Below are 12,874 nucleotides of genomic sequence, written 5' to 3'. Positions count from 1 at the left end.
TATGCAAAAACAAAAAAAAATAAGTCAGCAAGAAGTCATTCAGCTTGAACGTGATTTGGCTAAATATGCAAATATGATGGATTCGGTTGTGCGTATTCCATTTACAAAGCAAGGTATAGGTGCAGATGCTGCCTTAGGCACAATTCCAATTGCAGGTGATGCAGCAGGTTTTGTGCTGACCTGTTATGCTATTTATAAGGCAAAGCAAATTGGTGTGCCTCAGCACAAATTAACGCCTGTAATGAAAATTGCAGTAATGGATGCTGTTGTTGGTTTAATTCCAATTGCAGGTACAATTTTCGATATTTTTATTCGTCCTAGCAGAAAGGCTTTAGATGTTGTTCATGAGCATATTCGTGTCGAATATCAGGTCGAATCGGATCATCATGTTGTTCATCCTTTTTTACATGAAAATTTAGAAAAGAAACAACGCAATTCTGCATTTTGGCGAAATCCTATTGTTGCGTGGTTATGGCTGCATATTCCAGATATTTTAGGCTTATTGTTTCTTGCTGTATTTTTCTATGCATTATGGATAGGTGGTAGCTTGGCTATTCAATGGCTACAGAATTTATCTACATAAGTTATTCGAAGCATTAAAAAAGCCTCCATTGGAGGCTTTTTTAATGCTTAATTTAATTGTTTAAATTAAGGCACATTTAATTGTTGTAAAGCAGCAACACGCTGTTCAATAGATGGGTGAGTTTGGAAGAGGGCAGCTAAGCTGAAACCTTCTTCTTTACCTGCCGAAATAGCGAAAGCTTTCATTTCTTTTGGCATAGCATCTGGCATTTCAGATTCTGCTTGTAAACGTAATAAAGCAGAAATCATTGCTTGTTTACCTGCAAGGCGAGCACCAGCTTCATCTGCACGGTATTCACGTTGACGAGAGAACCACATAACAATAGAAGATGCTAAAATACCAAATACAATATCAAGTACGATGGTAATTGCAAAATAGCCTAAGCCTGGAGCTTCACCATCTTGACGACCGAAAACATTACGGTCAATAAAATCACCAACTACACGCGCAAAGAACATAACAAATGCGTTCACTACACCTTGAATAAGGGCAAGTGTCACCATGTCACCATTGGCAACGTGACCAATTTCGTGAGCAAGTACAGCACGTAGTTCATCTTTGTTCATGCGCTCAAGTAAACCTGTAGAAACAGCAACGAGAGAATCGTTTTTGTTCCAACCAGTTGCGAAGGCATTTGATTGATAAGATGGGAAAATACCAACTTCAGGCATGTTAATACCAGCACGTTGCGACAATTGAGCAACTTCTTGTAATAACCATGCTTCTGCTTGGTTGCGAGGGGCATTAGGATCAATTAGCTCGGTACCCGTGGTTTTTTTCGCCATCCATTTAGACATGAACAATGAAATTAAAGAACCAACCATACCAAAGACAAAACAGATCACTAAAAGGTTGCCTAGATTTAAGCCACCCGCGCCATGGTAACTACCGACACCGAAGAGTGACAAAATAATGCCAGCTACAACCAGTACCGCGAGGTTGGTAAGCAAGAACAAACCAATCCGCATCATTGAGAGAATCCTCTTAAAAATAAATTAGGTAAGATTTAGAACAGAAAATCTATTCTTAAATATGCGGTGTCTATAGCAAAAATTCAAGAATAAAATATAAATATATTAAAAATAATAGCTTATTCAGTTAAGACTGAATTACAAGATTACTGTGCTACGGCATTGGCGTATGTAAATGTTCCATCGCTTAATTGAATGATTTGTCTTTGTTGTTTAGCAGATGCTTGTGACAAACTTAAATTAGAAGATGATTGAGAACTACTTTGACCTGATTGTGCTGAAATTTCAGCAGATGGCTGTATAGATGCAGATGAACCTGCAGAAAGTGGCACGCCATTTGAATATAAATTTTGATAGCGACTATTTACGCGATGAACATAATCCTGAGTTTCGCGAAAAGGTGGAATACCACCATATTTACTTACGTTACCTTCACCTGCGTTGTAGCCTGCAAGTGCTAAAGATTGATCACCATTAAATCTTTTTAACAACCAAGCTAAATATTTTGCACCAGCCATAATATTTTGCTGAGGATCATAGGCATTTGAAACATTAAAGCGTCGCGCTGTTGCAGGCATAAGCTGCATAAGACCTTGTGCGCCAACAGGGGAGCGAGCATTTACATTAAAGCCAGATTCTGTGTGCATTACTGCTTTAATTAAACCTTCAGATACACCGTGTGTAGATGAAGCTTGTTTAATGATATGGTCAAAAGCATCTTTATTCTTATTAAAACTTGGTCTTACAGATGCTTCGGTAGCACCCCAATTGGAATAACGATGAATATTACTATCTGGGTAATAGGTAATTTTGACACGCTGCAAAGATCTATCTGAACTTTTTTTATTGGTAAGAAGAGTGCTACCTTGGCTATCTTTATACATATAGACTTGACCGGCATGCGTAGACAATGCCATTAAAGAAATAGCAGTAGTAGACCCCATTAGAAAAAGTGAAACAAATCTTAAATTTTTAATCATTAGCAGTATGAACATTTTTATACAGCAACATTAATACAATCAAGTTTAACAAATAAAAATATAAATAGAAGCACTAAAGTCGTTTTTTTGGATTACTTATTTGCAAAAATCAAGTCACTTTGTTGATTCAGTAATCAAAAAAAATATTTATTTTTTTTTAATGAGCATTGCTTGACATGCTTAAGTCATTGATATTTAATATTAAATAAATTGATCAAAAAACAACCAATTTAAATAAAAGCCTTAACTTCAGGGTGCATAACCTTGTCAAGTAGTTTTAAATCCACAAAGTTATCCACAGCTTTTGTGGACAACTGTGGAAAAGTCTAAAACATAAGCATCTTGCATAAAAAGTGAACGCTAACGTTCAAATTTACAAATTTTTGAAGACATTTTTATGACAAAAGCAATAATTTTTTTATTACATTCTTTTGGTGCGATTTGGCACTATTTCCGCTAAAATTGCGCAGTATTTTTATTATGGTTAATCTGTCTATGTTCTCACCAGTTGAGTCCGAACAAGGATTTAATTTCAAACCTGAATTGCCAACAAGTTCGGCATATTATCGTTTGTTGAAAAAACTTCGCCGTCAAGTCGGTCATGCTATTCGTGATTTTAAAATGATCGAAGAAGGTGACAAAGTCATGGTGTGTATTTCTGGTGGTAAAGACAGTTATACCTTGTTAGATATATTGTTGCAGTTTAAACGTATTGCACCAATTAATTTTGATGTGGTTGCTGTAAACCTAGATCAAAAACAACCGGGCTTTCCTGAAGATGTTTTGCCACGTTATTTAGAAGAAAATAATATTCCTTATTATATTCTTGAAAAAGACACGTACAGCATTACGAAACGTTTAACACCTGAAGGTAAAACGTATTGTGCTGTGTGCTCTCGTTTACGTCGTGGTTCACTTTATGGTTTTGCACAAGAGATTGGTGCAACTAAAGTGGCGTTGGGTCACCACCGCGATGATATTTTGGCGACGTTCTTCTTAAACTTATTCCATGGTGGTAGCTTAAAAGCGATGCCGCCAAAACTGTTGTCATCGGACAAAAAGAATATTTTGATTCGTCCTTTGGCTTATGTCGAAGAAAAAGACATTATCAAATATGCAGAAATGCGTAAGTTCCCAATTATTCCGTGTAACTTATGTGGTTCTCAAGAAAACTTACAACGTGCAATTTTAAATGACATGTTACGCACTTGGGATAAAGAATATCCAAAACGTTTACATAGTATTTTTGGTGCATTGCAAAACGTATCTCCTTCACAACTTGCTGACCGTGACTTGTTTGACTTTGAAAAGCTAGATTCAGAACGTGAATTTGACTTCAAAGAAAGCTGTTCTACTGAAGGTGAGGAAGAAGGCAGTAAGCGTATTAATATGGTGAACTTAGGTTTCGCAGCCGAGTAAGCATTATATTTAGACACTATTTCTACGGAAGTAGTGTCTATTTTCAAATACAGATTTATAAATAATAAAAACTAAAGCATCAAAAATTGAACGCTTCGTACATATTTTCTTATCCTTATTTCAAAATTACGTGCTATAACAAGCGACAAGCAAAAATTTGCTTTATAACTATGTTGTCTGGATAGACAACAAGATGAATAAATAAATTGAGGAAAGATCATGCCTGCTTTTTTAACTGATGATTGGTTTTCAACTGTAGAAACGCTTACTGCACAAGCTGGTAATTTAAATTTGCCACCTGCACTTGCAAATCTTGCAATTAATTTAGTGGTTGCTGATGCTTCAGGTAATACTGAATTGTCTTTGGATGGTGGGGCAATTAAAAAAGGTCTATCTTCAAATGCGAAAACAACATTGAATATGGATGGTGAAACTTTACGTAAAGTTTTTCTAGAATTTGATATGGCTGCTGCTATGCAAGCATTCATGACAGGTAAAATAAAAGTTCAAGGCGATATGTCACAATTGATGGCATTACAAACTGCAAGACCTAGCCAAGAACAAAAAGACTTATTCAAGAAAGTTTTAGAACAAACTTCTTAATAATGCTTTGCATAAAAAAAGCTTACCCATTGGTAAGCTTTTTTTATTTTCAAAATACGAATATCTAAACTAAGTTTAGATATTTACAAGTTGAGGCGTTGTTTTAATATGCTCAAGATAAGCTCGAATACGTGTTACATATTGCACCGCTTGTCTATATTGACCATTACTTGCTTTGTTACGGTCTAAGTAAGCATAGAAATTCACCCAGTTATTTGGGTTTTTCCCTTGAGCTTTAATACGTTTTTGAATCTGGTTAACAGTACCAGGTCCCATATTGTAAGCTGCTAATGCATACCAATTGCGATCTGGGAAAGGTATGTCATCATAACGGCTTAACATTAAGTCGTAGTACTTCGCACCACCTTGAATACTTTGAGTGGCATTACTACGGTCATTTACACCCATAGCTTTTGCAGTGCTGTTGGTTAGCATCATTAAACCACGAACACCTGTGGGAGAAACAGAGGTTGGTTTTAAATAAGATTCTTGATAACCAATAGCAGCAAGTAAATGCCAGTCTAAATCGTATTGCTGAGCAGTCTTTTTGAAACTAGCCTTATATATAGGCATACGTTTACTAAGATCGCTCTGGATATCATCCCAAAATTCTTCTTTAACGACATTGCGGTTATAAAAAGAAGCAAGTTGGTTTAAAGAGCCATTTTGTTTGCTTTTACAAATAAAGCCACTTGCTGCTTGAGTAAGTGGATCATCTGCGTGTTTAAACACCCAATTTAATTCAGTGTTTAAACCATTTTTTTCTAAACTGTTCAAATCGCCACATGTTGCAGGAAGTGAAGTTAGTTTTTTAGTTTCAATGGTTTGAGTATTTGCGGTGGTCATTGCAAAATTTGCTTTACCAGTGGCAACCATTTTTAAAGCAGTAGCATTGTCGTCTACTGTTTTAAACTCTAATTGTACGTTTAGGTTATTTGCATAGTTACGGACTAAATCGTAGCCGAAACCGTGAAAATAATCGCCATCTTCAAATACTGCAGATGGATTAGCAACAGAAACAACAGTTAATTTATTTTGATTAACAACGTTGTCAAATTGATATGTTGCTTTACTTGCATTAATTGCGTGAAATGGAAAAATAAGGCTAGTTAATGCAAGTGCTTTTAAAGAGAGAGAGAGTTTATTAGAGTTAAGGCAAAGCCTCGACCCAGGTGTTGAACTACTGTGCATGTTGTCTCCGCTACAAGTAATTTATGCCCAAAAAGTAAAGCTAAAAAAAGCTTCCATCTTTTTAAAGTTTGATAAATTCAATAAGGGGTTGGGCAGTCATGACGTCATTCAAAATGACATGGGATTAATGGATAAAATGTAGAAAAACTACATTGTTTAAAAAGCGAGCTAATGTAAAAGTTGATCGAATAATAAAGATGTAAAATTAATATGTCAAATTTTGTGCATAAATATTTTTTTAAAGTGGTTGTAATGTATTGAAATTAATAGATATATTTTTTAGTAATTTTGCATTTTATGAATTTCATTATAAAAACTGTATATTTAATGCTATAAAAGTGTAATAACTTTACGAGGAAATCATGAAATCAAACTTAATGAGCTTTATAGGGAAACGGTTCGCATACTGCTAAATTAAAGGGTTCATCAGATAAAGTTAAGTTTTAAATTTCCTAAAAACGTAATGGAATATTGGGTTTGCATATTCATAATTTTTAGCCAAATTTTAAGCAATTGAGTAAAATATAGTGGATAAATGATGTCCAATTCTGTTGATTTAGGAAATGAAAAAATAATTCAATTTAGTGAGCAAATGGTCAAAGATTTGATATAAATTTTAAGATAAAAATGTAGACCTATGTAATGCTTTGGAATTGATGAAAATGATGAATTTTACGATATAGATGAAGCATAATAGTTCATGTTTTTCTAAGGAAGGGAAACAATAAAATGAATGCTTTCATATCTTATGATTTTTTCTTATGTGTTTTTCATCAAATTAAATACAATATGTAATATCAATTATATACCAAATATTTTCACCTTTAGGTGTATGTACTTTAATTTCATCATCTACAGACTTACCTAAACAGGCTTTTGCGATTGGTGATTGCAGAGAAATATAATCTTTACGACCATAGATTTCTTCGTCTCCTACGATTCGAAACTTGATGGTTTCGCTATCATCATTCTCTAATCCAACCCATGCTCCAAAATATGCTTTTCCATCTTGTTCAGGGCTATATTCTACTTTATGTGCAACTTCAAAAAGTTTAGTTAAGTATCTAATTCTGCGGTCAATTTCGCGTAGCTTTCTTTTATTATAGTGGTAGTCAGCGTTTTCAGATCTATCGCCGAGACTGGCTGCCCATGACACAATTTTAGTAATTTCTGGGCGCTCTTTACGTACTAAATCATTCAATTCATCTTGTAAGCGTTGGTAGCCTTCAGCAGTTAGCAATTTACGATTCAAGATAAATACTCCAAAGAATTCTGCAATAAATTTGATGTTAAAATTTAAAAGTGAAATTATAAATTAGGTTATTTATTCACTAAAATGATAGTGTTTTATAACATAGTCATGACTATTCAAATAACGATTTATACTAATAGTGCAATTTCAGGACATATATATTAGGTAATAGATAAGCGACTTTTGACGATAGTAACTCTACTAATTTTGATTATATTTATAAAAGTTAATAATTTTTCTATGCATTGTGATTTTGTATTTGAAAACTCAGGATGCGAGCACCCTGAGTTTTCTTATGACTTATATAGTTGTTGGAACGCCAAATAGTTCTTTAAATGCATGATCAGGGCGTGGTTGCTTCATGAAGCTTTCACCAACTAAAAATGCATGAATGTCATTCTCTTGCATCATGGCAACATCGGCAGGCGTTGCGATACCACTTTCAGTAACCAATAAACGAGATGGTTCAAGTAATGCTTTTAAACGTAAAGATGTATTTAAATCGACATCAAAAGTTTTAAGGTTACGGTTATTCACACCTAATAAACAACGATCTGAAAGGCGTAAAGCACGTTCTAGCTCTTTTTCATCATGTACTTCTACAAGTACATCTAAATTGTGCTCAAATGCAGTTTTAGACATTTCCTCAAGTTGCTGATCGGACAAACAAGCAACAATAAGTAAAATACAATCTGCATGTAATGCACGTGCTTCAATGACACCGTAAGGATCTATTAAAAAGTCTTTACGAAGTGCAGGAAGGGCACAATTGTTACGTGCAATTAGAATGTTTTCATCTGCACCTTGGAAAAAATCGACATCAGTTAAAACAGATAAACATGCAGCGCCTGCATCTTCATATTGTTGTGCAATTTCCGCAGGATTAAAGTTTTCACGAATAATCCCTTTAGATGGTGATGCTTTTTTAATTTCAGCAATGACGGCTGGGCGTTTGCCTAATAAAGATTGTGCAAAACCACGAACAGGTGATGCACCTGAAGCGAGTTCTTCAACATCTTTATAGCTATGTTGTTTTAAACGAACTGCAAATTCTTCTTTTTTACGATCGACAATTTTACCTAAGATCGTATTTGCAATATCAACCATGACAATGTTCCTTAAATCTTAAGCTTCGTACTGTTTTAATGTTTTTGTGAATTCAGAAAGCACATCCATTTTTTCTAAAGCTTGTCCGCCATAAATAATGTCATGGGCAAGGGCAACACCTTGCTTATATGTACTTGTTAAACCAGAAACATAAATACCTGCACCTGCATTAAGCGCAATCATATTGGCAGCTTTGTCACCAATGTCAGATTTCTTTTTACCTAATGCATTTTTAATAAGCGCTAAGCTTTCAGCAGGACTATCAATGGTTAAGCCAACCAATGTTTGAGATTCGATATCTACATCTTCAGGTTGAATCATCCATTCATTAATTTCGCCATTTTTTAACTCTGCAACATAAGTTGCTGAAGCTAAACTAATTTCGTCTAAACCATCTTTAGAGTGAACAACCATCACGTGTTCAGCACCAAGTTGTTTTAAAACTTCAGCCATTGGGCGACATAATTCATTTGAAAAAACGCCAATCACAAAGCGTTTTACACCAGCCGGATTCGTAAGCGGGCCAAGTAGGTTGAATAATGTACGAATGCCTAATTCTTTACGTGGCGCAGCAGCATATTTCATCGCTTTGTGATGATTTGGAGCAAATAAGAAACCTACGCCAATATCACGAATGCAACGTTCAGTTTGTTGCATATTCAGTTCTAAGCTAATACCTGCTTGTTCTAACAAGTCTGAAGAACCAGATTTTCCTGAAACACCACGACCACCATGTTTTGCAATTGTTGCGCCTGCGGCAGCAATAACAAATGCAGATGCTGTAGATACGTTAAAGATATTTTGACCATCTCCACCTGTACCTACAATATCTACTAAATAAGGTGTATCACTAACATCAATTTTTGTTGCAAATTCACGCATAACACGTGCAGCAGCGGTCATTTCATCAATGCTTTCGCCCTTTAAGCGTAAGCCGATTAATAATGCACCAATTTGTGCATCTGTTGTTTCACCCGACATAATGCTACGCATTACGTCTTCCATTTGTTCTTGAGTTAAGTGAATGTTTTTCGTGATGTTGTTTAAAGCTTGTTGAATATTCATATTTCTAAATACGCTCTATGCATAAATTTCTAAGAAGTTTTTAAAGATTTGGTGACCATGCTCACTCAAAATAGATTCGGGGTGGAACTGCACGCCTTCTACAGGCAATGTCTTATGTTTAACACCCATGATTTCTTCCATTGAGCCATCTGTTTCATTGGTCCAGCAGGTTACTTCTAAGCATTCAGGCAAAGTCGCTTGATCAATGACCAAAGAGTGATAGCGAGTTGCTGAAAATGGAGAAGGCAAGTTGCTGAAAATGCCTTTGTCGCTGTGGTACATGTCAGATAAACGACCATGCATAACACGTTTTGCACGAACGACATCGCCACCAAAAGCTTGCCCAATACTTTGATGCCCTAAACACACACCAAGAATAGGAATTTTTCCTGCAAAATGTTGAATTGCAGGAATAGAAATACCTGCTTCAGATGGTGAGCAAGGGCCAGGGCCAATCACTAAATACTTTGGTTGCCATCGCTCAATATCTTCCAATGTCACGGCATCATTACGTACTACTTTCACTTCTTGATTTAACTCGCCAAAGTATTGGACGATGTTATAAGTAAAAGAGTCATAGTTGTCGATCATTAAAAGCATGAGCTAACCTATTGAAATATATGCAAGTGTTGCATTTTAATTGTTTGGATTGATATTCATTTTTCAACATGAAAAGTCATTAATATTTTCACATGTTGTTGATATTCATCGGTTCAAAATGAATTGCGAATCATCATAACAAAAAATATTCATTTTCGGCTCAACTATTTATATGATAATGATTGTTATGACTTATGAGTTGTACTGCATAAGCACTTTATCTTCATAAAAATATTGTGAAATATAATGTGTTATTGAAGTATGAAATAATCAATTAATACATCGATTATTTTGTCGAATGAAATTTATTGATTACTGTGTTTAATTCACTTTTAATGTATGTGCGTATTTTTTATTTTTCTCGCTAAAAGCATTCTATATTATTAAAAACATGCATAAAAACTAAGATTTAAAAACGATGAACCAAAATGATGCATCTCTATATTTAACCAAATGTTTAATCTTAGTAAATGATTAGGGTCTGTTGACATTTTCTGTTCAAAAAAATAGCGAGAAAGTAAAATTTAATCGCCAAACCAAATTTACTTCTCGCTATGCCTCGTACAATGCTGAATGATCAACACTGGTCTAAGTTACTTTCTATTTTCCGAAATTTTGATATCTATTTCAAATCTAATTTGAGAAATTTTGTCGAAGCAATACTTTATAGAATAAGAACAGGCTGCCCATGGCGTGATTTGCCTAAAGAATTTGGTTCGTATAACTCAATCTTTAAAAAATATAATCGTTGGTGTAAAAATGATAAGTTAATGAAAATATTTAAATTAATTTCTTCAAATGCTGATATGGAATGGGTTTTTATTGATGGTAGTCATGTTCGGGCACACCAACATTCTGCTGGAATAAAAGATCAGGATATTTCTAAAAGCATTGGTGGAAATAGTTCTAAAATACACTTAGCTGTTGATGCGGATGGCAATCCAATCGAAATTATTATCTCCGATGGAACGATACATGATGTCAAGATTGCTCCCAAAATGATTGAAAAACTTGATTTGAGCGAAACGGAAGTATGTTGTGCAGACAAAGGATATGACTCTGAATCATTAAGAGAACAAATATCTGCGAAAAAAACTAAAGCGAATATTCCAAGAAAAGCAAATACTCAGTCAAATAATGATCATATGGATTGGCATTTCTATAAAATCAGACACTTAGTTGAGAATGCATTTTGTAGGTTAAAGCAGTTCAGAGGAATAGCAACACGATATGATAAGCTAAAGTGTAGCTATGAGGGGGCAGTTGCATTAGCTTGTATATTTATTTGGCTACCTTTATCGGGTAAATTCTATACTTGAAATGTCAACAGACCCTAATAAGATTTTAAAATATACCTGAATAATTTTTATGATAAATATCTTTAAAATTGGAAAATAATCGTCATTTATTATTAGATTAAATCAATCGGTGCACTAAATTAGTGCTATCGGAAAATCTTTTTCAACAAATGTGATGAAGAGTGTTTGAATATGGTGCATTTCCTTTTTCAAACAGTATAATAGCGTCTAAGCCAAGCCCATATTGCATGTTTTCTGATAAGGAATTCGGTATTCTGGTATTGGTTTTAAAAGTTGGTATGGTACTTGCTTAATACTAACCAACTACTAACACGCACTTCACAAGTGCAACAAAAAACATCGGAGCAAAATGAGCATGGCGAACAAGGTCCTTCAACTCATCCAAGAAAGTGGCGCAAAATGGGTCGATTTTCGCTTTACTGATACTAAGGGTAAAGAGCAACACGTAACTTACCCAGCAGATACAATTGACGAAGATACATTTGAAGACGGTAAAATGTTTGACGGCTCTTCAATTGCTGGTTGGAAAGGTATCGAAGCTTCAGACATGATTTTACGCCCAGACGCGGAAACATGTTTCTTAGACCCGTTCTTCGCAGAACCAACTGTCGTTGTAACTTGTGACGTAATTGAGCCTTCAACAGGTCAAGGTTATGACCGTGACCCACGTTCGATTGCTCGCCGTGCAGAAGAATACTTAAAGTCTACTGGTATTGGTGATACAGCATTCTTTGGTCCAGAACCAGAATTCTTCGTATTTGACGAAGTTAAATGGGACATCGATATGTCTGGCGCTCGCCATACATTAATCGCTGAAGAAGCTGCTTGGTCTACAAATAAAGACTACGAAGGCGGTAACTCTGGTCACCGTCCACGTGTTAAAGGCGGTTACTTCCCAGTTCCTCCTGTAGATTCTTCACATGACATGCGTGCTGACATGTGTCAAAAAATTGAAGATATAATGGGCCCTGGTCGTGTAGAAGTACATCACCATGAAGTTGCATCTTGCCAATTAGAAATTGGTGTAAGCTTCAACACTATGGTTCGTAAAGCAGACGAAGTACAACAGTTTAAATATGCTGTTTGGAACGTTGCTCATCAATATGCTAAAACAGCTACGTTTATGCCTAAACCAATGGTTGGCGATAACGGTTCTGGTATGCACGTTCACATGTCTATCTCTAAAGATGGCAAGAACTTGTTTGCTGGTGATGAATATGCAGGCCTTTCTGAAATGGCGTTGTACTTCATTGGTGGTATTATCAAACATGCTCGTTCATTGAATGCATTAACTAACCCTTCTACAAACTCGTACAAGCGTTTAGTTCCGCATTTCGAAGCACCAATTATGCTTGCTTACTCAGCACGTAACCGTTCTGCTTCTATTCGTATTCCTTACGTTTCTAGCCCTAAAGGCAAACGTATTGAAGCACGTTTCCCAGATCCAATGATGAACCCGTACTTAGGTTTCGCTGCATTGTTAATGGCTGGTCTTGACGGTATTCAAAACAAGATTCACCCAGGTGAAGCTGCTGACAAAAACTTGTACGATCTTCCTCCTGAAGAAGAAGCGAAAATCCCTACAGTTGCTCACAGCTTAGATATGGCTCTTGAAGCTCTTGAAGCGGATCATGACTACCTGCTTAAAGGTGGTGTATTCTCTAAAGAAATGCTAGATGCTTATATCGAGCTTAAAACTGAAGAAGTTCGTCGTTTGAACACGACAACTCACCCAGTTGAATTTGATATGTACTACAGCTTGTAATTCTTTTTAGAATTTCACT

General features: G+C 35.5%; 12 protein-coding genes. 5 read left to right on the top strand and 7 right to left on the bottom strand.

Annotated elements, in window-relative coordinates; genetic code table 11:
• Position 1: 1 nt before the first annotated feature.
• Positions 2-583, top strand: coding sequence for a DUF4112 domain-containing protein (locus MZO21_RS08755; protein ID WP_154773316.1), 582 nt, complete (start codon positions 2-4; stop codon positions 581-583).
• A 65-nt stretch (positions 584-648) separates the two neighbouring features.
• Here MZO21_RS08755 and htpX read toward each other — a convergent pair whose 3' ends face one another.
• Both htpX and MZO21_RS08745 read right to left on the bottom strand, forming a co-directional pair.
• Positions 649-1,554: a protease HtpX gene (htpX, locus tag MZO21_RS08750; protein ID WP_154773315.1), complete on the bottom strand. Its 906-nt coding sequence runs from the start codon at positions 1,552-1,554 to the stop codon at positions 649-651.
• A 146-nt stretch (positions 1,555-1,700) separates the two neighbouring features.
• Positions 1,701-2,534 carry a lytic transglycosylase domain-containing protein gene (locus MZO21_RS08745; protein ID WP_154773334.1) on the bottom strand — a complete coding sequence of 278 codons (834 nt, stop codon included), beginning with the start codon at positions 2,532-2,534 and terminating at the stop codon, positions 1,701-1,703.
• 495 nt (positions 2,535-3,029) lie between these two features.
• On the opposite strand from MZO21_RS08745, the gene ttcA reads away from it, so the two are divergent.
• Together ttcA and MZO21_RS08735 are read left to right on the top strand one after the other, a co-directional pair.
• Positions 3,030-3,953 carry a tRNA 2-thiocytidine(32) synthetase TtcA gene (gene ttcA, locus MZO21_RS08740; RefSeq protein WP_154773314.1) on the top strand — a complete coding sequence of 308 codons (924 nt, stop codon included), beginning with the start codon at positions 3,030-3,032 and terminating at the stop codon, positions 3,951-3,953.
• A gap of 219 nt (positions 3,954-4,172) precedes the next feature.
• Entirely contained in the window at positions 4,173-4,556 is a 384-nt protein-coding gene (locus MZO21_RS08735; RefSeq protein WP_154773313.1) for an SCP2 sterol-binding domain-containing protein, read from the top strand.
• 75 nt (positions 4,557-4,631) lie between these two features.
• On the opposite strand, the gene MZO21_RS08730 is transcribed toward MZO21_RS08735, so the two are convergent.
• The 5 genes from MZO21_RS08730 to MZO21_RS08710 all read right to left on the bottom strand — a co-directional run bounded on the left by MZO21_RS08730 (position 4,632) and on the right by MZO21_RS08710 (position 9,771).
• A complete protein-coding gene (locus MZO21_RS08730) occupies positions 4,632-5,747 on the bottom strand; it encodes a transglycosylase SLT domain-containing protein (protein ID WP_154773312.1) in 1,116 nt (371 codons plus the stop codon).
• 778 nt (positions 5,748-6,525) lie between these two features.
• Entirely contained in the window at positions 6,526-6,999 is a 474-nt protein-coding gene (greB, locus tag MZO21_RS08725) for a transcription elongation factor GreB (protein WP_248103026.1), read from the bottom strand.
• Between the two features lie 300 nt (positions 7,000-7,299).
• Positions 7,300-8,106, bottom strand: coding sequence for an indole-3-glycerol phosphate synthase TrpC (trpC, locus tag MZO21_RS08720; protein ID WP_154773310.1), 807 nt, complete (start codon positions 8,104-8,106; stop codon positions 7,300-7,302).
• A gap of 18 nt (positions 8,107-8,124) precedes the next feature.
• A complete protein-coding gene (gene trpD / locus MZO21_RS08715) occupies positions 8,125-9,171 on the bottom strand; it encodes an anthranilate phosphoribosyltransferase (protein WP_154773309.1) in 1,047 nt (348 codons plus the stop codon).
• Between the two features lie 15 nt (positions 9,172-9,186).
• Complete coding sequence (locus tag MZO21_RS08710; RefSeq protein ID WP_154773308.1) at positions 9,187-9,771, bottom strand: anthranilate synthase component II; 585 nt, start codon at positions 9,769-9,771, stop codon at positions 9,187-9,189.
• Positions 9,772-10,325: 554 nt separating this feature from the next.
• Here MZO21_RS08710 and MZO21_RS08705 point away from each other — a divergent pair.
• Together MZO21_RS08705 and glnA are read left to right on the top strand one after the other, a co-directional pair.
• Entirely contained in the window at positions 10,326-11,090 is a 765-nt protein-coding gene (locus tag MZO21_RS08705) for an IS5 family transposase (protein ID WP_152874452.1), read from the top strand.
• A gap of 349 nt (positions 11,091-11,439) precedes the next feature.
• Positions 11,440-12,855, top strand: a complete 1,416-nt coding sequence (gene glnA, locus MZO21_RS08700) for a type I glutamate--ammonia ligase (protein WP_171501358.1) — start codon at positions 11,440-11,442, stop codon at positions 12,853-12,855.
• The last annotated feature ends 19 nt before the right edge of the window (positions 12,856-12,874 follow it).

Source organism: Acinetobacter portensis, from assembly GCF_023158935.1.
GTDB lineage: Bacteria > Pseudomonadota > Gammaproteobacteria > Pseudomonadales > Moraxellaceae > Acinetobacter > Acinetobacter faecalis.
The sequence above is the reverse complement of the archived record's forward strand: the minus strand, read 5'-3'. Positions and strand labels throughout refer to the sequence as shown.

What these genes read in the sequence shown, in the direction of transcription:
- MZO21_RS08755 (WP_154773316.1), top strand. Translation starts at nt 2, where the DNA reads ATGCAAAAACAAAAAAAAATAAGTCAGCAAGAAGTCATTCAGCTTGAA.
- htpX (WP_154773315.1), bottom strand. Translation starts at nt 1,554, where the DNA reads ATGATGCGGATTGGTTTGTTCTTGCTTACCAACCTCGCGGTACTGGTT.
- MZO21_RS08745 (WP_154773334.1), bottom strand. Translation starts at nt 2,534, where the DNA reads ATGATTAAAAATTTAAGATTTGTTTCACTTTTTCTAATGGGGTCTACT.
- ttcA (WP_154773314.1), top strand. Translation starts at nt 3,030, where the DNA reads ATGTTCTCACCAGTTGAGTCCGAACAAGGATTTAATTTCAAACCTGAA.
- MZO21_RS08735 (WP_154773313.1), top strand. Translation starts at nt 4,173, where the DNA reads ATGCCTGCTTTTTTAACTGATGATTGGTTTTCAACTGTAGAAACGCTT.
- MZO21_RS08730 (WP_154773312.1), bottom strand. Translation starts at nt 5,747, where the DNA reads ATGCACAGTAGTTCAACACCTGGGTCGAGGCTTTGCCTTAACTCTAAT.
- trpC (WP_154773310.1), bottom strand. Translation starts at nt 8,106, where the DNA reads ATGGTTGATATTGCAAATACGATCTTAGGTAAAATTGTCGATCGTAAA.
- trpD (WP_154773309.1), bottom strand. Translation starts at nt 9,171, where the DNA reads ATGAATATTCAACAAGCTTTAAACAACATCACGAAAAACATTCACTTA.
- MZO21_RS08710 (WP_154773308.1), bottom strand. Translation starts at nt 9,771, where the DNA reads ATGCTTTTAATGATCGACAACTATGACTCTTTTACTTATAACATCGTC.
- MZO21_RS08705 (WP_152874452.1), top strand. Translation starts at nt 10,326, where the DNA reads ATGCCTCGTACAATGCTGAATGATCAACACTGGTCTAAGTTACTTTCT.
- glnA (WP_171501358.1), top strand. Translation starts at nt 11,440, where the DNA reads ATGAGCATGGCGAACAAGGTCCTTCAACTCATCCAAGAAAGTGGCGCA.